Genomic DNA, 19,694 nt, shown 5'->3' with positions numbered 1-19,694 from the left:
GGATTATTAATATGTATACATTAATTATTCCGGCAGCCGGCCAAGGAAAGCGGATGGGTGCTGGCAAAAATAAGTTGTTCTTACTTATAAACGAAGTACCGATTATCGTTCATACATTACGTGCTTTTGAAAGAGATAAAGAGTGCAAAAGTATTGTTATGGCAATTAACGAAGAGGAACGCCCGTATTTTGAGGAATTAATGCAGAAGTATCCGATTGAAAAACAGGTACAATTTATTCAGGGTGGAGCCGAAAGACAAGATAGTGTATATAACGCGATTCAGCATGCGAGTGATGTTGAATACGTTCTTGTACATGACGGAGCGCGCCCATTCGTAACGAATAAAGTGATTCAAGACGTATTAACAGCAGCAGAAAAATATGGAGCTTCCATTTGTGCAGTGCCAGTAAAGGATACAGTTAAGAAAGTAGAGCAAGGTGTTGTTGTCGAAACGGTAGAACGATCTCAGCTTAAGGCTGTACAAACACCGCAAGGGTTCTCTGTTTCTCTTTTGTTAGAAGCTCATAGAAGTGCAAAACAGAGTTGTTTTCTTGGTACAGATGATGCAAGTCTCGTGGAACGTATTGGTAAGCAAGTAGGTGTAGTAGAGGGGAGTTACTATAATATTAAAGTGACGACTCCAGAGGATTTACTAATTGCTGAAAGTTTCCTTCATGTTCAGAAAAAATAGCCGTGATGGTGTATAACAAAGGAAAGCTCGGCAATGGCCGGGCTTTTCTTTGTAGGGATATCAATATAATATAGAGTCATAAAGCTCAGTGGTTTAGCTCAAGGAGGATGTAAAGAATGTTTCGAATTGGACAAGGTTTTGATGTGCATGAATTTGCGGAAGGTAGACCGTTAATTATTGGCGGAATTACAATTCCACACGAGAAAGGATTAATCGGTCATTCAGATGCAGATGTATTGTTACATACGATTGCTGATGCATGTTTAGGTGCCATTGCAGCAGGAGATATCGGAAAGCATTTTCCTGATACAGACCCAGCTTTTAAAGATGCAGATTCAGCTGTATTGTTACAAAAAGTTTGGGAATTTGTGCGTGAACAAGGTTACGAGTTAGGGAACTTAGATTGTACAATTATTGCTCAAAAGCCAAAAATGGCACCGCATATTGAAAGTATGCGTAAACGTATTAGTGAACTGTTAGAAACGTCTATAGATAACATTAATGTAAAGGCAACAACAACAGAGAAATTAGGATTTACAGGTAGAGAAGAAGGAATTGCTTCTCAAGCAGTGGTATTATTACAGAAAAAATAATGGTTTTTAATTCGTAAGATGGATAATCACATTTTTTTGTTGTACAATTATAGAATGTGTAGACATTAAGAATGGAAGGTGTACCAATTATGGAAAAGCAAGTGAGAGTGCGCTATGCGCCAAGTCCAACAGGACACTTACATATCGGAAATGCGCGTACGGCATTATTTAATTATTTATTTGCTCGTCATTTAGATGGCAAGTTTATTATTCGTATTGAAGATACTGATGTAAAACGTAACGTGGCTGGTGGAGAAGAAAGCCAATTAAAATACTTGAAATGGCTCGGTATGGACTGGGATGAAGGTGTTGATGTTGGTGGTGAATTTGGACCATATCGTCAAACAGAGCGTTTAGATATTTATAAAAAATTATATCTAGATTTATTAGAGCGTGGTTTAGCTTACAAATGTTATATGACAGAAGAAGAGCTAGAAGCAGAGCGTGAAGGACAAATTTCTCGTGGTGAAACACCTCGTTATGCAGGTAACCACCGTGATTTAACTGAAGAACAAATGAAAGAATTTGAAGCTGAGGGACGTATTCCAAGTATTCGTTTCCGTGTACCAGCTGATCGTGATTACACATTTAAAGATATCGTAAAAGATGAAGTAGCATTCCATTCAAATGATTTCGGTGATTTCGTTATCGTGAAAAAAGATGGAATTCCAACTTATAACTTTGCGGTAGCAGTAGATGATCACTTAATGGAAATTACACATGTACTTCGTGGTGATGACCATATTTCAAATACGCCAAAACAAATGATGATTTATGAAGCTTTCGGTTGGGATATCCCGCAATTTGGCCATATGACTTTAATTGTAAATGAAAGCCGTAAAAAATTAAGTAAGCGTGATGAATCTATTATTCAATTTATTGAGCAATATAAAGAGCTTGGATATCTTCCAGAAGCAATCTTTAACTTTATTGCACTACTAGGTTGGTCGCCGGTAGGAGAAGAAGAAATCTTCTCTCAAGAAGAGTTTATCAAAATGTTCGATGCAGCTCGTTTATCAAAATCACCTGCATTATTTGATTCTCAAAAATTAAAATGGATGAACAACCAATATATGAAAAAGCAAGATTTAGATACGGTGGTAGAATTAAGCTTACCGCATCTAGTGAAAGCTGGACGTATAGGTGAAACTTTAAGTGAACAAGAGCAAGCTTGGATTCGTGATGTAATTGCGTTATATCATGAACAAATGAGTTTTGGAGCTGAAATTGTAGAGCTTTCTGAAATGTTCTTCAAAGATCATGTTGATCATGAAGAAGAAGGACAAGAAGTATTAAAAGGTGAACAAGTACCAGAAGTACTTCGTGCATTTGCTGGTCAAGTAGAAGCACTAGAGGCGATGGAACCAGCAGCAATTAAGGCGGCTATTAAAGCAGTTCAAAAGGAAACAGGTCATAAAGGTAAAAACTTATTTATGCCAATCCGTGTTGCAACTACTGGTCAAACACATGGCCCAGAGCTTCCTAATGCTATTGCACTTCTTGGAAAAGAAAAAGTTTTAAATCGTCTTCAAAAAGTAATTGGTTAACATTTTCTAGGTTTAGAAATATAATAAGTATACTTAAAACCTAATAAGGAAAAGCGACGAGAAGGAGAAGTAGAAAATCAGGCTTTTTACAGAGAGAACCACCTTTAGGCTGGAAGTGGTTTATAAGCGGGTTTTTGAAATGCCCCTTCGAGTCTTCTGCTGAACAGCAAAATGTTTTGTGAAACATCTTAAGGCGTTAAAGTAAGCAGAAGCGGTGTACACCGTTATCAGAGATGAGTTTGAGGCTTTTTTAGCCTAAACAGAGTGGAACCGCGCTTAAAAGGCGTCTCTGTCAATATGACAGAGGCGTCTTTTTTATACCGTAAAACTGGGTATGAGTATAAATTTTATCTACGTGTATAAAGATTTAGGGAGATAAGTAGGGAGTTAGTTCACTCGAAAAAGCAGCCCATAAAGGGGAGGGAACATCGATGTTTAAGAGGCTTCGGGAAGATATTGAAGTCGTTTTTGAACAGGATCCAGCGGCAAGAGGTTATTTCGAAGTCATTTTAACTTACTCTGGATTACATGCAGTTTGGGCTCATCGAATTGCACATGCTTTTTATAAAAGGGATTTTTTCTTTCTTGCACGTTTTGTTTCACAAGTTAGTCGTTTTTTTACTGGCATTGAGATTCATCCAGGAGCAACTATTGGTCGACGCTTTTTCATAGACCATGGAATGGGAGTTGTAATTGGAGAAACTTGTGAAATTGGTGATAATGTAACAATTTATCAAGGGGTTACATTAGGTGGTACAGGAAAAGAAAAAGGCAAGAGGCATCCAACAATTCAGGATAATGTATTAATTGCGACGGGTGCTAAAGTCCTTGGTTCTATTACTGTGGGAGAGAATTCTAAAATCGGGGCAGGGTCTGTCGTATTAAAAGAAGTTCCTGCACATTCTACAGTTGTAGGTATACCTGGCCGAGTCGTTATTCAAAATGGAGTAAAGATTGGTCAAGAATTAAATCACTCTGACCTTCCGGATCCAATTTTTGATAAATTAAAGGCTATGGAAGTAGAACTTGATAAATTGAAGAAACAACTGGAAGTAAAGGTAGAAAGGAAGGATAAAAATGACTATTCACATTTATAATACGTTAACACGTCAAAAAGAAGAGTTTGTTCCATTAGAAGAAAATAAGGTAAAGATGTATGTATGCGGACCTACAGTCTATAACTACATTCATATTGGCAATGCAAGACCTCCTATGGTATTCGATACAGTACGTCGCTATCTAGAATATAAAGGGTACGATGTGCAATACGTATCGAACTTTACGGACGTAGATGATAAATTAATTAAAGCGGCAAATGAATTAGGTGAAGATGTACCGACAATTGCTGATCGTTTTGTTGAAGCGTACTTTGAAGATGTAACAGCGCTAGGTTGCAAACACGCAACAGTCCATCCTCGTGTAACAGAAAATATGGATATCATTATTGAATTTATTCAAGAACTTGTGAATAAAGGGTATGCATACGAATCAGAGGGTGATGTGTACTTTAAAACGAAGGAATTCGAAGGTTACGGTAAATTATCACATCAACCAATCGCAGATTTACGTCACGGTGCTCGTATTGAGGTAGGGGAAAAGAAACAAGACCCTCTTGATTTTGCTTTATGGAAAGCTGCGAAAGAAGGAGAAATCTTCTGGGAAAGCCCTTGGGGGCAAGGGCGTCCAGGGTGGCATATTGAATGCTCAGCAATGGCACGTAAGTACTTAGGGGATACAATTGACATTCATGCTGGTGGTCAAGACTTGGCGTTCCCGCATCATGAAAATGAAATTGCGCAGTCGGAAGCATTGACTGGAAAAACGTTTGCACGTTACTGGATGCATAATGGATATATTAATATTAACAATGAGAAGATGTCTAAATCGCTTGGTAACTTTATTTTAGTTCACGATATTATTAAGCAATACGACCCACAGTTAATTAGATTCTTTATGTTATCAGTACACTATCGTCATCCGATTAACTTTAGTGAAGAGTTATTACAAAGTACGAATAATGGGCTGGAAAGAATTAAAACAGCTTATGGAAACTTAAAGCATCGTATGGAAAGCAGTACGGATTTAACAGACCATAATGAGAAATGGTTAGTTGAAATAGAGAAATTCCAGACTGCATTTGAAGAGGCAATGAATGATGACTTTAACACTGCGAATGCAATTACCGAATTATACAATGTAGCCAATCATGCAAATCAATATTTACTTGAAGAGCATACATCTAAAGTTGTGATCGAAGCATACGTAAAACAATTGGAAACGTTATTTGATATTTTAGGATTAGAATTAACGCAAGAAGAATTGCTGGATGAAGAAATTGAAGAACTTATCCAAAAGCGCATTGAGGCTCGTAAAAATCGCGATTTCGCATTGTCTGATCAAATTCGTGACGATTTAAAAGGACGTAATATTATTTTAGAAGATACCGCTCAAGGTACAAGATGGAAAAGAGGATAAGGATGATTGATGCAAAGCAATTAAACAGCTTGGCGTTAGCGTATATGGGTGATGCGGTATATGAACAATATATCCGCTATCACCTCCTTCAAAAAGGAAAGGTTCGCCCTAATCAATTACATCGCTTAGGGACGAGCTTTGTTTCAGCAAAAGCACAGGCGAAAGTTGTTTATCATTTATTAGAGACGTCGTTTTTGACAGAGGAAGAAGAGGCGGTATTAAGAAGAGGACGTAATGCAAATTCAGGTACGGTTCCGAAAAATACGGATGTACAAACATATCGACATAGTACAGCCTTTGAAGCGCTAATTGGTTATCATCATTTATTAAATAACCGTGAAAGATTAGACGAAATTGTATATAAGGCAATTGCAGTTTTAGAAGAAAAGGAAGGGGGCACATCATCATGAGTAGTGAATATATTATCGGACGTAACCCTGTAATTGAAGCGTTACGATCAGGGAGAGATATTAATAAAATTTGGATCGCAGAAGGTGCTGCCAAAGGACAAGTGCAGATTGTACTAGCGTTAGCGAAAGAAAATAAGGTTATTTTACAACATGCACCAAAGAAAAAGTTAGATCAATTAGTTGAGGGTAATCATCAAGGTGTAATCGCTCAAGTAGCTGCATATCAGTATGCGGAGTTAGAAGATTTATTCAAAGTGGCAGAAAAACGTAATGAAGATCCATTCTTCTTAATTTTAGATGAGATTGAAGATCCGCATAACTTAGGTTCTATTATGCGTACTGCTGATGCGACAGGAGCTCATGGGATTATTATTCCAAAGAGAAGGGCTGTGGGGCTTACAGCGTCAGTTGCGAAAGCATCAACAGGAGCAATTGAATACATTCCTGTTGCACGCGTAACGAACTTATCCCGTACAATTGATGAATTAAAAGAACGTGGACTTTGGATTGCTGGTACAGATGCCAAAGGAAAAACGGATTATCGTAATTTAGATGGTAAAATGCCGATTGGGTTAGTAATTGGTAGTGAAGGAAAAGGTATGAGCCGTATTATTGGTGAAAAGTGTGATTTCCTAATCACTCTACCGATGGTTGGTAAAGTTACATCCTTAAATGCTTCCGTAGCCGCAAGTTTGTTAATGTATGAGGTATATCGTAAACGTCACGAAATTGGTAAATAAAAGATGAACGATATTTTAATCGTTGACGGTTACAACATTATCGGAGCTTGGGGAGATTTGAAGAAACTGCGGGATGTAGATTTACAATCATCAAGAGATGCACTTATTGATAAGATGGCGGATTATCAAGGTTATACAGGCACAAAAGTGATGATAGTCTTTGATGCCTATACAGTACATGGTATTGAAAAAAAGATGAAACAATCTCGTGTGGAAGTAATATTCACACGAAAGAATCAAACTGCAGATGAAAAGATAGAGCAACTTGCGATAGAGCTTAGAAATATAAATACACGAATATATGTTGCGACTTCTGATTACACGGAACAATGGGTTATATTTGCGCAAGGTGCCCTTCGGAAATCTGCGCGTGAATTAGAGTTGGAAGTACAGGCAATGGAGCAACAAGTAAGAAGGCGTACAAAAGACACGAAAGAACAGCAACCCGCCATGCGAAAGATATTTAGTAAAGATATTACAGAAAAATTAGAAAAATTAAGAAGAGGAGAGCGTTGAAGCATTGACGCTCTTTGTCTTTTTACTGTATAATATTGCTAAATAAATAGCGGTCGGAGGGATCAAGGTGGAAGCAGGCTTCGTAAGTGTAGGCGACGTTACATTTCGTGATTTAGAGGATGAGGCAATCGTTGAGTTAGTTCGAAAAGGTAATACTGACGCTCTAGAATATTTAATTCACAAGTATAAGAACTTTGTTCGCGCGAAATCAAGATCTTACTTTTTAGTGGGTGCCGATCGAGAAGACATTGTTCAAGAAGGTATGATAGGGTTGTTTAAAGCAATTCGTGATTATAAAGAGGACAAGCTGTCTTCATTCAAAGCATTTGCTGAACTGTGTATCACTCGACAAATTATTACCGCTATTAAAACGGCAACAAGACAAAAACATATTCCCTTAAATTCATATGTGTCTTTAGATAAGCCGATTTACGATGAGGAATCTGATCGAACATTATTGGATGTTATTTCTGAAGCGAAGGTAACTGATCCTGAAGAGATGATTATTAGCCAAGAAGAATATACAGACATAGAATCAAAAATATCAGAATTATTAAGCGATTTAGAAAGAAAAGTACTTTCTTTATATCTAGATGGGCGTTCTTATCAAGAGATTTCAGAACAGTTAAACAGACATGTAAAATCTATTGATAACGCTTTACAGCGGGTGAAGAGGAAATTGGAACGATATATGGAAATGCGAGAAAGTACAACTTTAAATTCATAACAAATAACAAGTGCAACAGGTGTAAAATAAATCACCTGTTTTCTTTTGTAGAGCGTACAAAATGCATGTCATTGACATTGTCTTTTATTGTATGATACATTTTTAGGGACATAATGTTACAAGGTTGGTGTAACTAATGAGGAAAAAAGTTGTACTCTCATGTGAAGAGTGTAAAAATCGAAACTACTCTACTATGAAAGATACGAGCTCAATAGAGCGACTTGAAATAAAAAAGTTTTGTAAAACATGCAATCAGCATACAGTTCACAAGGAAACAAAATAAATAATTGAAATAATACACTGGAGGTCCCGCAGATGCGTTTAACGAACTTTTTCGGCGATGTAGGTCGCGAAATGAAAAAAGTAAGTTGGCCTAAAAAAGATGAATTACTCCGCTCAACAGCGACTGTTGTTGCTACAGTTGTGTTCTTTGCGATTTTCTTCGCAGTAGTTGATATGGGCATTTCTTCTTTAATTCGGTTAATTCTTGGTTAATTCTTGAATAAGAAGCACTTATCCATGATATAATGTTATTTATAAGAACTGTGTAAAAGCCCGGTGAACGGGTTTTTTCATTTGCGCAAAAAAATGTACGTCAGGGAGGGAAGGACGCTCGTCCTAAATGAATGGAAAAAAGTTGGTATGTTGTCCATACTTATTCTGGATATGAAAATAAAGTAAAAGCAAACCTAGAGAAGCGTGTAGAATCAATGGGTATGCAAGATAAAATTTTCCGTGTTGTTGTCCCGGAAGAAGTAGAAGTAGAAATGAAAAACGGAAAAGAAAAATTAATGAAAAGAAAAGTGTTCCCAGGTTATGTATTAGTAGAATTAATCATGACTGATGATTCTTGGTATGTTGTACGTAACACGCCGGGTGTAACTGGGTTCGTTGGTTCTTCTGGTTCTGGATCTAAGCCATCGCCTCTATTAGAAGAGGAAGTTGTTACCATTATGAAACATATGGGAATGGACAACGAAGTGGTTGATTTCGACTTTGAACTTCATGAGACAGTACGTGTAAATGAGGGGCCATTCGCAGATTATACAGGTGCTATTGAAGAAATTGATGTGGAGAAGAAAAAGGTTAGTGTACTTGTGGACATGTTTGGTCGCGAGACTCCAGTTGAACTTGACTTCCATCAAATTGAAAAATTATAAAATGAAACTTGAAATGAATTGTAAAAAGTGATAATATCTTTTAAGTCAGTACGTCTTCATTATCGGAGGCGTTTTTTGAAAGATTTTATCCTTACAGATAAAATATGACGTGGGAGGGCAAATCACTGTCCAATTGACCACATCACGGACTTAAGGAGGTGTGTCTCGTGGCTAAAAAGGTAATTAAAATGGTAAAGCTTCAAATTCCTGCAGGTAAAGCTAACCCAGCTCCACCAGTTGGTCCAGCATTAGGACAAGCAGGTGTTAACATCATGGGCTTCTGTAAAGAGTTTAACGCTCGTACAGCAGATCAAGCTGGTCTTATCATCCCTGTTGAAATTACGGTATTTGAGGACCGTTCATTCACTTTCATTACTAAAACTCCTCCTGCTGCTGTTCTTCTTAAGAAAGTAGCTGGTATTGAGTCTGGTTCTGGTGAACCAAATCGTAATAAAGTGGCAACTGTTAAGCGTGATAAAGTACGCGAAATCGCTGAAACTAAAATGCCTGACCTAAACGCTGCTAGCGTAGAAGCTGCAATGCGTATGGTTGAAGGTACTGCACGCAGTATGGGCATCGTTATCGAAGACTAATTCGATTTGTTTTTAAAAAAAGGTTGCGGGTCTGGAATTCCAATTCGCAACCTTTATTATCGTAAATGATTATCGTTTTTAAATAAATGGATGGCGCTCATCCTCAGGTTATACCTGAAAACAGGCGTAAACGTGGGAGGTTATTCCGCTAAAACCACATTCGAGGAGGAAATAAAAATGGCTAAAAGAGGTAAAAAGTACGTAGAAGCTGCAAAGCTTGTTGACCGTGCAGCTGCTTACTCTGCAACAGAAGCAGTAGAATTAGTAAAGAAAACAAACACAGCTAAATTTGATGCAACTGTAGAAGCTGCATTCCGTTTAGGTGTTGACCCTAAGAAAGCTGACCAACAAATCCGTGGTGCAGTTGTTCTTCCGCACGGTACTGGTAAAGTACAACGTGTATTAGTGTTCGCTAAAGGTGAAAAAGCTAAAGAAGCTGAAGCTGCTGGAGCTGACTTCGTAGGCGATACTGATTACATCGGTAAAATCCAACAAGGTTGGTTCGATTTCGATGTAGTAGTAGCAACTCCTGACATGATGGGTGAAGTTGGTAAACTTGGTCGCGTATTAGGACCTAAAGGTTTAATGCCAAACCCTAAAACTGGAACAGTTACTTTCGATGTAACTAAAGCTGTTAACGAAATCAAAGCTGGTAAAGTTGAATACCGCGTTGATAAAGCTGGTAACATCCACGTTCCAATCGGTAAAGTATCTTTCGAAGATGCTAAATTAGTAGAAAACTTCAAAACAATCGCTGATACTTTATTAAAAGTTAAGCCATCTGCTGCAAAAGGTACTTACATGAAGAACGTAACAGTTGCTTCTACAATGGGACCTGGCGTACGTGTAGACGTTTCTACATTAGCGTAAAAATTGGAAGTTGACTTCATAAAGAAGATTTAATATAATCATTTATGTTGTGAATTTAAATAGTGTACCGTAGACAGTAGGTGTCAATAGACTTAATTTCCTACCTAGGTGTTAATATACGAAACGGAATTTTTTTTCTGTGACTATATGCCTCCATGTCTACAAGTTGGGCATGGAGGTTTTTAGTGCACTTTCGGTACATCTTCTATATAATCTACAGGAGGTGTAATAACATGAGCAAAGTAATCGAAACTAAACAACAAGTTGTAACTGAAATCGCGGACAAACTTCGTGCTAGTAAATCTACGATCGTTGTTGACTACCGTGGTTTAACAGTTTCTGAAGCAACAGAATTACGTAAGCAATTACGTGAAGCTGGCGTTGAGTTCAAAGTTTACAAAAACTCTCTAACTCGTCGTGCTGCAGAATCTGCTGAAATGGCTGAGTTAAACGAATTCTTAACAGGACCAAACGCAATCGCGTTCAGTAACGAGGATGTAGTTGCTCCTGCGAAAGTATTAAACGACTTCGCTAAAAATCATGAAGCTTTAGAAATTAAAGCGGGCGTAATCGAAGGTAAACTTGTAACACTTGATGAGGTTAAAGCAATCGCTACTCTTCCATCACGTGAAGGCTTACTTTCTATGCTTCTTAGCGTTCTTCAAGCTCCAATCCGTAACCTTGCACTTGCTACTAAAGCAGTTGCAGAACAAAAGGAAGAGCAAGGCGCTTAATTTTTTAAAAGATAATTACGTATTATCGATAAAACAATACAAACCTATTTAAGGGAGGATATTTACAATGACTAAAGAACAAATCATTGAAGCAGTTAAATCTATGACTGTATTAGAACTTAACGACTTAGTAAAAGCTATCGAGGAAGAATTCGGCGTAACTGCTGCTGCTCCTGTAGCTGTTGCTGGTGGCGCTGGAGAAGCTGCTGCTGAGAAAACTGAATTTGATGTGGAACTAACTAGCGCTGGTGCACAAAAAATCAAAGTTATCAAAGTTGTTCGTGAAATCACTGGTCTTGGCTTAAAAGAAGCTAAAGAATTAGTTGACAACACTCCAAAAGTAATCAAAGAAGCTGCTGCTAAAGAAGAAGCTGAAGAAATCAAAGCTAAACTTGAAGAAGTTGGCGCTGCTGTAGAAGTTAAGTAATTAACTTTTGATGCTTTAAAAAAAGCTCGCTCTCATGCGAGCTTTTTTTTTAACTGTAAAGAAGAGAGGTGGCCATATGGCAGACCATTATTTTTCTAACGACCCTTCTAGTAAAAGTGATCGTAAGCGATGGGAATTTGCACTTCGTGGATCTCAATTTACTTTCTTATCCGACCATGGGGTGTTCTCGAAAAACGAAGTGGACTTTGGTTCCCGTCTTTTAATTGAAGCTTTTCAAATGCCAGATATTAAAGGTGATATATTAGATGTAGGTTGCGGATACGGTCCTATTGGTTTGTCGCTAGCGAAAGAGTTTCAAGGTCGTGAAGTTCACATGGTGGATGTGAATGAAAGGGCGCTTGGACTTGCGAAAGAAAACGCCGCTAATAACAAAATCGAGAATATACGTATTTTTCAAAGTAGCGTCTATGAAAATGTAGATGGCAAGTATGCTGCTATTCTATCTAACCCTCCAATTCGTGCGGGTAAAGATGTCGTACATGAAATTTTAGAAAAAGCTGTGGAGTATTTAGTTCCAGGTGGAGAACTTTGGATTGTTATTCAAAAGAAGCAAGGTGCACCATCTGCGCTGAAAAAACTAGAGGAAGTATTTTCTGAAGTTGAGGTTGTAGAAAAGAAAAAAGGATATTATATCATAAAATCAAAAAAACGTTGACGGTTATTTTTGGCTATGTTAACATTATACAATGCCAATATATGATTTTCTGCGTTGAGAAAGATGTATATTTTTGTTTCTCTTGGAAAAGATAGTAAAATCAGCAGATTATGAAACAGAATGATGGTTTTCTTATAGAAGCCATTTTTCTTTTTTGAGCAGGTAGAAAGACTCAACGTATTTATCTTTAAGAGAAAAAGACTACGCTAATAGCAGTAGTTGTATTTATTTGTGATTTTGCACAAATTTTTTTGTGCATTTATAATACTCATGATTTGAGGGGTGAAGCAGTTGACAGGTCAACTAGTTCAATACGGACGCCACCGCCAACGAAGAAGTTATGCCCGTATTAGTGAAGTATTAGAGTTACCAAATCTTATCGAAATTCAAACCTCTTCTTATCAGTGGTTTCTTGATGAGGGTTTGCGAGAAATGTTCCAAGACATTTCTCCGATTGAAGACTTTACGGGAAATCTATCGCTTGAATTTATCGACTACAGCTTAGGTGAACCTAAATACTCTGTAGACGAATGCAAAGAGCGTGATGTGACGTATGCAGCACCACTTCGTGTAAAAGTGCGTCTAATCAACAAGGAAACTGGTGAAGTAAAAGAACAAGATGTGTTCATGGGAGATTTCCCACTCATGACAGAGACTGGAACATTCGTAATTAACGGTGCAGAACGTGTTATCGTTTCCCAGTTAGTTCGCTCTCCAAGCGTATACTATAGTGGCAAAGTGGATAAAAACGGAAAACGTGGTTTTACTGCTACTGTAATTCCAAACCGCGGAGCTTGGTTAGAGTATGAGACAGATGCTAAGGATGTTGTATATGTGCGTATTGACCGTACGCGTAAACTTCCTGTAACTGTTTTGTTACGCGCATTAGGGTTTGGCTCTGATCAAGAAATCACCGAGCTTTTAGGTGATAACGAATACTTAAGCAACACATTAGAAAAAGACAACACAGATAGCACAGAAAAAGCATTGCTTGAAATTTATGAGCGTCTACGTCCTGGTGAACCACCAACAGTAGAAAATGCTAAGAGCTTACTTGTGTCTCGTTTCTTCGATCCAAAGCGCTACGATTTAGCAAATGTAGGTCGCTATAAGATCAACAAGAAGTTACACATTAAAAACAGATTGTTTAATCAACGTTTAGCTGAAACATTAGTGGATCCAGAAACTGGTGAAATTTTAGCGGCAGAAGGAACAATCTTAGATCGTCGTACACTTGATCGCATTTTACCTTACTTAGAGAAAAACATTGGATTCAAAACAGCGAAACCAATGGGTGGAGTGGTAGAAGGCGATGTTGAGCTGCAATCTATTAAGATTTATGCTCCTGAGTCGGAAGGCGAACGCGTAATTAATGTAATTGGTAATGCAAACATTACTCGTGATGTGAAACACATCACACCAGGTGATATCCTTGCTTCTATCAGTTACTTCTTCAACCTACTATACAAAGTAGGAGATACAGATGATATTGACCATTTAGGAAACCGTCGTCTGCGTTCTGTTGGAGAACTATTACAAAACCAATTCCGTATCGGCCTTTCTCGTATGGAACGTGTTGTTCGTGAGAGAATGTCGATCCAAGATACAAATGCAATTACACCACAGGCATTAATTAATATTCGTCCTGTTATTGCATCTATTAAAGAGTTCTTCGGAAGTTCTCAGTTATCTCAGTTCATGGACCAAACAAATCCATTAGCAGAGTTAACTCACAAACGAAGACTATCTGCATTAGGACCTGGTGGTTTAACGCGTGAGCGCGCAGGCTTTGAAGTACGTGACGTTCATTACTCCCACTATGGTCGTATGTGTCCGATTGAAACACCAGAGGGACCAAACATTGGTTTGATTAACTCATTATCTTCGTTCGCGAAAGTAAATGAGTTTGGTTTCATTGAAACACCATACCGTCGTGTTGACCCAGAAACTGGTCTTGTAACAGGGCATGTTGATTATTTAACAGCAGATGAAGAAGATAACTATGTTGTAGCCCAAGCGAATATGAAATTATCTGATGAAGGTGAATTCCTAAGTGAAGATATCGTAGCTCGTTTCCGTGGCGAAAATATTGTCACAAATAGAGAACGCATCGACTACATGGATGTATCTCCAAAACAAGTAGTGTCGGCAGCGACAGCTTGTATTCCGTTCTTAGAAAACGATGACTCTAACCGCGCACTTATGGGAGCGAACATGCAACGTCAGGCGGTTCCGTTAATGAATCCGGAATCTCCGATTGTAGGTACAGGTATGGAGTACGTATCAGCAAAAGACTCGGGTGCTGCAGTAATCTGTAAACATCCTGGTGTTGTTGAGCGCGTAGAAGCACGTGAAGTTTGGGTACGTCGCTATGTAGAAGTTGACGGTCAAACAGTAAAAGGCGACTTAGATCGCTACAAAATGCAAAAATTCATTCGTTCTAACCAAGGAACTTGTTACAACCAACGTCCAATCGTAAGTGTTGGAAATGAAGTTGTAAAAGGTGAAATCCTTGCGGATGGTCCTTCTATGGAATTAGGTGAACTAGCACTTGGACGTAACGTGCTTGTTGGCTTCATGACTTGGGACGGTTATAACTACGAGGATGCGATTATCATGAGTGAGCGCCTTGTAAAAGATGATGTGTACACTTCTATTCATATTGAAGAATATGAATCAGAAGCTCGTGATACGAAGCTTGGACCAGAAGAAATTACACGTGACATTCCAAACGTTGGGGAAGACGCATTACGTAACCTTGACGAGCGCGGTATCATTCGCGTTGGTGCTGAAGTAAAAGATGGAGATTTACTTGTTGGTAAAGTAACACCTAAAGGTGTAACAGAATTAACAGCTGAAGAACGTCTATTACATGCTATCTTTGGAGAAAAAGCGCGTGAAGTACGTGATACATCACTACGTGTACCACACGGTGGTGGCGGTATTATCTTAGACGTAAAAGTATTCAACCGTGAAGATGGCGATGAATTGCCACCAGGTGTGAATCAACTTGTACGTGCATATATCGTTCAAAAACGTAAAATTTCTGAAGGTGACAAGATGGCCGGACGTCACGGTAACAAAGGTGTTATTTCTCGTATTTTACCAGAAGAAGATATGCCTTACTTACCAGACGGTACGCCAATCGATATTATGTTAAACCCATTAGGGGTACCATCTCGTATGAATATCGGTCAGGTATTAGAGCTTCATCTTGGTATGGCAGCAAGATACCTGGGCATTCACATTGCAACACCAGTATTCGATGGTGCTCGTGAGGAAGATGTTTGGGGCACAATTGAAGAAGCTGGTATGGCAAATGACGCGAAAACAATCCTGTATGACGGACGTACTGGTGAACCATTCGATAACCGCGTATCTGTTGGTGTCATGTATATGATCAAACTTGCGCACATGGTTGACGATAAACTTCATGCTCGTTCTACTGGACCATACTCACTTGTAACGCAGCAACCTCTTGGAGGTAAAGCTCAGTTCGGTGGACAGCGTTTCGGTGAGATGGAGGTTTGGGCACTTGAAGCTTACGGTGCTGCTTATACTCTTCAAGAAATCTTAACAGTGAAGTCTGATGATGTTGTTGGACGTGTTAAGACTTATGAAGCAATTGTTAAAGGCGAAAATGTTCCAGAACCAGGCGTTCCTGAATCATTCAAAGTATTGATTAAAGAGCTGCAAAGTTTAGGTATGGACGTTAAAATGATGTCTAGCGACGATACAGAAATTGAAATGCGTGATACAGAAGATGATGATGATCATCAATCAGCAGATAAATTGAATGTTGAAGTTGAGACAACTAAGGAATAATTGGGATAACCTGTAGACTAAAAGGGAGGTAGGCCCCTTGATAGATGTAAATAACTTTGAATATATGAAGATTGGACTTGCTTCACCTGACAAGATTCGTTCTTGGTCATACGGTGAAGTTAAGAAACCAGAAACTATTAACTATCGTACGTTAAAGCCTGAAAAAGATGGCTTGTTCTGTGAGCGTATTTTCGGACCACAAAAGGACTGGGAATGTCATTGCGGAAAATACAAACGTGTACGTTATAAAGGTGTAGTTTGTGATCGATGTGGCGTTGAAGTAACGCGTGCAAAAGTACGTCGTGAACGTATGGGTCATATTGAATTAGCTGCTCCTGTATCTCATATTTGGTATTTCAAAGGTATCCCGAGCCGCATGGGACTTGTCTTAGACATGTCCCCTCGCGCGCTTGAAGAAGTAATTTATTTCGCTTCTTATGTTGTAACAGAAAGTGGAGATACACCACTTGATAAGAAGCAATTACTTTCTGAAAAAGAATACCGTGCATATCGTGATCGATATGGTAGCACATTCCAAGCTGCTATGGGTGCAGAAGCGATTAAAAAGCTACTACAAGACATCGATTTAGATAAAGAAGTAGACTTCTTAAAAGAAGAATTAAAAACAGCACAAGGACAACGCCGTACTCGTGCTATTAAACGTCTAGAAGTATTAGAAGCATTCCGCAACTCTGGAAATGAACCATCTTGGATGATCTTAGATGTTCTACCAGTAATCCCACCAGAACTACGCCCAATGGTACAGTTAGATGGTGGACGTTTTGCTACTTCTGACTTAAACGACTTATATCGTCGTGTAATTAACCGTAACAACCGTTTAAAACGTCTATTGGACCTAGGTGCTCCAAGCATCATCGTTCAAAACGAAAAACGTATGTTACAAGAAGCTGTAGACGCATTAATCGATAATGGCCGTCGTGGCCGTCCGGTTACTGGACCAGGTAACCGCCCATTAAAATCACTATCTCACATGCTTAAAGGTAAACAAGGACGTTTCCGTCAAAACTTATTAGGTAAACGTGTTGACTACTCTGGCCGTTCTGTAATCGTTGTAGGACCGAACTTAAAGATGTACCAGTGTGGATTACCGAAAGAAATGGCGCTTGAACTGTTCAAACCTTTCGTTATGAAAGAGTTAGTTGGAAAAGGCTTAGCACACAATATTAAGAGTGCGAAACGTAAAATTGAGCGTGTACACCCTGAAGTTTGGGACGTTTTAGAATCTGTGATTAAAGAGCATCCAGTACTTCTAAACCGCGCACCAACACTTCACCGTCTTGGTATCCAGGCGTTTGAACCTACATTAGTAGAAGGTCGCGCAATTCGTCTTCATCCACTTGTATGTACTGCATACAACGCGGACTTTGACGGTGACCAAATGGCGGTTCACGTTCCGTTATCATCAGAGGCACAAGCAGAAGCTCGTATTCTTATGTTAGCGGCACAAAACATCTTGAATCCAAAAGACGGAAAACCAGTTGTTACTCCATCTCAGGATATGGTATTAGGTAACTACTACTTAACACTTGAGCGTGAAGGCGCAATCGGTGAAGGTATGGTCTTCAAAGATGCAAACGAAGCAATACTTGCATACCAAAATGGATATGTACATCTGCACACACGTGTTGCAGTTGCTGCAAGTTCAGTAAATAACGTAACGTTTACTGAAGAGCAAAAGGGTAAGCTTCTATTAACAACAGTTGGTAAATTAATATTTAACGAAATCTTACCAGAGTCGTTCCCTTATATTAATGAACCGACAAACTCAAACCTTGAAAAAGAAACACCAGCGGAATATTTCGTTGAAAAAGGTGCGAACATTAAAGAAATTATTGCTAGTCGCGAAGAAGTGGCACCATTTAGCAAGAAGATCCTTGGTAACATCATTGCGGAAGTATTCAAACGTTTCCAAATTACGGAAACATCTCGCATGCTTGACCGTATGAAAAACTTAGGATTTAAGTACTCTACAAAGGCTGGTATTACAGTTGGGGTATCTGATATTCTTGTATTAGGTGAAAAAGATGAAATTCTCCATGAAGCACAAGCAAAAGTAGATAATGTAATTAAACAATTCCGTCGCGGTTTAATCACGGAAGAAGAACGTTACGATCGCGTTATCTCTATTTGGAGTAATGCAAAAGATGTTATCCAAGGAAAACTGATGAAATCCTTGAATAAACGCAACCCAATCTTCATGATGAGTGATTCCGGTGCCCGTGGTAACGCATCGAACTTTACTCAGCTTGCTGGTATGCGTGGTCTGATGGCCAATCCATCTGGTCGTATTATCGAACTTCCAATTAAATCAAGTTTCCGTGAAGGTTTAACAGTACTTGAGTACTTCATCTCTACGCATGGTGCGCGTAAAGGTCTTGCCGATACAGCACTTAAAACTGCCGATTCTGGTTACTTAACGCGTCGTCTTGTAGACGTTGCACAAGATGTAATTGTCCGTGAAGATGATTGTGGAACAGATCGTGGTCTATTAATTGGTGCGATTAAAGAGGGTAATGAAGTAATTGAGTCATTATATGATCGTCTTGTTGGACGTTTTGCAAGAAAAACTGTAAAACATCCTGAAACAGGTGAAGTATTAGTTAGTGAAAACCAATTAATTACTGAAGATATCGCTCATATCGTTGAAAATTCGGGTGTTGAAACTGTAAACATTCGTTCAGCGTTCACGTGTAACACTCGCCACGGTGTATGTAAGAAGTGTTACGGTCGTAACTTAGCAACTGGTACAGACGTAGAAGTAGGAGAAGCGGTAGGTATTATCGCAGCTCAATCTATCGGTGAGCCAGGTACACAGTTAACGATGCGTACATTCCATACAGGTGGGGTTGCCGGAGATGATATCACTCAAGGTTTACCTCGTATCCAAGAGATCTTCGAAGCTCGTAATCCGAAAGGTCAGGCAGTTATCAGTGAAATCGACGGTGTTATCGCAGCGATCAACGATGTTAAAGATCGCCAAGAAGTAGTTGTACAGGGTGAAGTTGAAGCTCGTACGTATGCTATTCCTTACGGTGCTCGTCTGAAAGTAACTCCAGGACAGCCAATTAGCCACGGTAAAGAGTTAACAGAAGGTTCTATTGATCCGAAAGAATTACTAAAAGTAACGGACATTACAGCAGTGCAAGAATACTTATTACGTGAAGTTCAAAAAGTATACCGTATGCAAGGGGTAGAAATTGGTGACAAACACGTAGAAGTAATGGTACGCCAAATGCTACGTAAAGTTCGTGTAAGTGATGCAGGTGAAACAGATGTATTACCAGGAACATTACTAGATATCCATCAGTTTACTGATGCGAATGCGAAGGTGTTACTGAAAGGTAAACAACCAGCGACAGCTAGACCTGTTCTACTTGGTATTACAAAAGCTTCACTTGAAACAGATTCGTTCTTATCTGCAGCTTCGTTCCAAGAAACAACTCGTGTTTTAACGGATGCAGCAATTAAAGGTAAACGCGATGAGCTTCTAGGATTGAAAGAGAATGTTATTATCGGTAAGCTTGTTCCTGCTGGAACAGGTATGAATCGTTATCGTAAAGTGGATCTTGTAAAAACAACACAAGATAACATGAATGTAGAAAACGATGAAGTTTATGTGGAACAGTAAAATTTTCCGTCGTAAATTTTGTATAAAAACAGCTAATCCTAGTTGACATTGTATGAGTCA

General features: G+C 38.9%; 19 protein-coding genes and 2 other annotated features. All 19 genes read left to right on the top strand.

What is annotated here, in order from left to right:
- The first annotated feature begins 11 nt into the window (after positions 1–11).
- The 19 genes from ispD (at position 12) to rpoC (ending at position 19,634) form a co-directional block, all read left to right on the top strand.
- Complete coding sequence (gene ispD, locus ASE54_RS23180) at positions 12–692, top strand: 2-C-methyl-D-erythritol 4-phosphate cytidylyltransferase (protein ID WP_000288312.1); 681 nt, start codon at positions 12–14, stop codon at positions 690–692.
- Positions 693–808: 116 nt separating this feature from the next.
- The gene (ispF, locus tag ASE54_RS23175; RefSeq protein WP_000488386.1) at positions 809–1,285 is read left to right on the top strand and encodes a 2-C-methyl-D-erythritol 2,4-cyclodiphosphate synthase; all 477 of its coding nucleotides are present in this window, start codon (positions 809–811) and stop codon (positions 1,283–1,285) included.
- Positions 1,286–1,374: 89 nt separating this feature from the next.
- On the top strand, positions 1,375–2,832 hold the full coding sequence (gltX, locus tag ASE54_RS23170; RefSeq protein WP_000415149.1) for a glutamate--tRNA ligase: 1,458 nt from the start codon (positions 1,375–1,377) through the stop codon (positions 2,830–2,832).
- Between the two features lie 47 nt (positions 2,833–2,879).
- Positions 2,880–3,126 (top strand) — a binding site (T-box leader).
- Positions 3,127–3,263: 137 nt separating this feature from the next.
- On the top strand, positions 3,264–3,929 hold the full coding sequence (cysE, locus tag ASE54_RS23165) for a serine O-acetyltransferase (protein ID WP_000476495.1): 666 nt from the start codon (positions 3,264–3,266) through the stop codon (positions 3,927–3,929).
- The gene (cysS, locus tag ASE54_RS23160; RefSeq protein WP_000152279.1) at positions 3,910–5,307 is read left to right on the top strand and encodes a cysteine--tRNA ligase; all 1,398 of its coding nucleotides are present in this window, start codon (positions 3,910–3,912) and stop codon (positions 5,305–5,307) included. The genes cysE and cysS overlap by 20 nt, the downstream gene beginning before the upstream one ends.
- A 2-nt stretch (positions 5,308–5,309) precedes the next feature.
- Positions 5,310–5,717, top strand: a complete 408-nt coding sequence (locus ASE54_RS23155) for a Mini-ribonuclease 3 (RefSeq protein ID WP_000564265.1) — start codon at positions 5,310–5,312, stop codon at positions 5,715–5,717.
- Positions 5,714–6,457, top strand: a complete 744-nt coding sequence (rlmB, locus tag ASE54_RS23150; protein WP_000093762.1) for a 23S rRNA (guanosine(2251)-2'-O)-methyltransferase RlmB — start codon at positions 5,714–5,716, stop codon at positions 6,455–6,457. The genes ASE54_RS23155 and rlmB overlap by 4 nt, the downstream gene beginning before the upstream one ends.
- Before the next feature lie 3 nt (positions 6,458–6,460).
- Positions 6,461–6,973 carry an NYN domain-containing protein gene (locus tag ASE54_RS23145; RefSeq protein ID WP_000997887.1) on the top strand — a complete coding sequence of 171 codons (513 nt, stop codon included), beginning with the start codon at positions 6,461–6,463 and terminating at the stop codon, positions 6,971–6,973.
- A gap of 67 nt (positions 6,974–7,040) precedes the next feature.
- Positions 7,041–7,700 carry an RNA polymerase sporulation sigma factor SigH gene (locus ASE54_RS23140; protein ID WP_000387198.1) on the top strand — a complete coding sequence of 220 codons (660 nt, stop codon included), beginning with the start codon at positions 7,041–7,043 and terminating at the stop codon, positions 7,698–7,700.
- A 136-nt stretch (positions 7,701–7,836) separates the two neighbouring features.
- Positions 7,837–7,983, top strand: coding sequence for a 50S ribosomal protein L33 (rpmG, locus tag ASE54_RS35130; RefSeq protein WP_014481927.1), 147 nt, complete (start codon positions 7,837–7,839; stop codon positions 7,981–7,983).
- Positions 7,984–8,015: 32 nt separating this feature from the next.
- Positions 8,016–8,195, top strand: coding sequence for a preprotein translocase subunit SecE (secE, locus tag ASE54_RS23135; RefSeq protein WP_001241323.1), 180 nt, complete (start codon positions 8,016–8,018; stop codon positions 8,193–8,195).
- 131 nt (positions 8,196–8,326) lie between these two features.
- The gene (gene nusG, locus ASE54_RS23130; protein ID WP_000415794.1) at positions 8,327–8,860 is read left to right on the top strand and encodes a transcription termination/antitermination protein NusG; all 534 of its coding nucleotides are present in this window, start codon (positions 8,327–8,329) and stop codon (positions 8,858–8,860) included.
- A gap of 167 nt (positions 8,861–9,027) precedes the next feature.
- Positions 9,028–9,453 carry a 50S ribosomal protein L11 gene (rplK, locus tag ASE54_RS23125; RefSeq protein WP_001085872.1) on the top strand — a complete coding sequence of 142 codons (426 nt, stop codon included), beginning with the start codon at positions 9,028–9,030 and terminating at the stop codon, positions 9,451–9,453.
- 177 nt (positions 9,454–9,630) lie between these two features.
- Positions 9,631–10,323, top strand: coding sequence for a 50S ribosomal protein L1 (gene rplA, locus ASE54_RS23120; protein WP_002084079.1), 693 nt, complete (start codon positions 9,631–9,633; stop codon positions 10,321–10,323).
- Between the two features lie 49 nt (positions 10,324–10,372).
- Positions 10,373–10,517, top strand: a sequence feature (ribosomal protein L10 leader region).
- Positions 10,518–10,556: 39 nt separating this feature from the next.
- Positions 10,557–11,057 (top strand): 50S ribosomal protein L10, encoded by a 501-nt coding sequence (rplJ, locus tag ASE54_RS23115; protein ID WP_000048717.1) that lies wholly within the window; start codon positions 10,557–10,559, stop codon positions 11,055–11,057.
- 67 nt (positions 11,058–11,124) lie between these two features.
- Complete coding sequence (rplL, locus tag ASE54_RS23110; protein ID WP_000159736.1) at positions 11,125–11,484, top strand: 50S ribosomal protein L7/L12; 360 nt, start codon at positions 11,125–11,127, stop codon at positions 11,482–11,484.
- A gap of 76 nt (positions 11,485–11,560) precedes the next feature.
- Positions 11,561–12,160: a class I SAM-dependent methyltransferase gene (locus ASE54_RS23105; protein ID WP_000763258.1), complete on the top strand. Its 600-nt coding sequence runs from the start codon at positions 11,561–11,563 to the stop codon at positions 12,158–12,160.
- Between the two features lie 291 nt (positions 12,161–12,451).
- Positions 12,452–15,985: a DNA-directed RNA polymerase subunit beta gene (gene rpoB, locus ASE54_RS23100; RefSeq protein ID WP_000147553.1), complete on the top strand. Its 3,534-nt coding sequence runs from the start codon at positions 12,452–12,454 to the stop codon at positions 15,983–15,985.
- 37 nt (positions 15,986–16,022) lie between these two features.
- A complete protein-coding gene (gene rpoC / locus ASE54_RS23095; protein ID WP_000567944.1) occupies positions 16,023–19,634 on the top strand; it encodes a DNA-directed RNA polymerase subunit beta' in 3,612 nt (1,203 codons plus the stop codon).
- Positions 19,635–19,694: the final 60 nt, after the last annotated feature.

It is taken from the genome of Bacillus sp. Root131 (assembly GCF_001429475.1).
Taxonomy (GTDB): Bacteria; Bacillota; Bacilli; order Bacillales; family Bacillaceae_G; genus Bacillus_A; species Bacillus_A thuringiensis_S.
The sequence above is the reverse complement of the archived record's forward strand: the minus strand, read 5'-3'. Positions and strand labels throughout refer to the sequence as shown.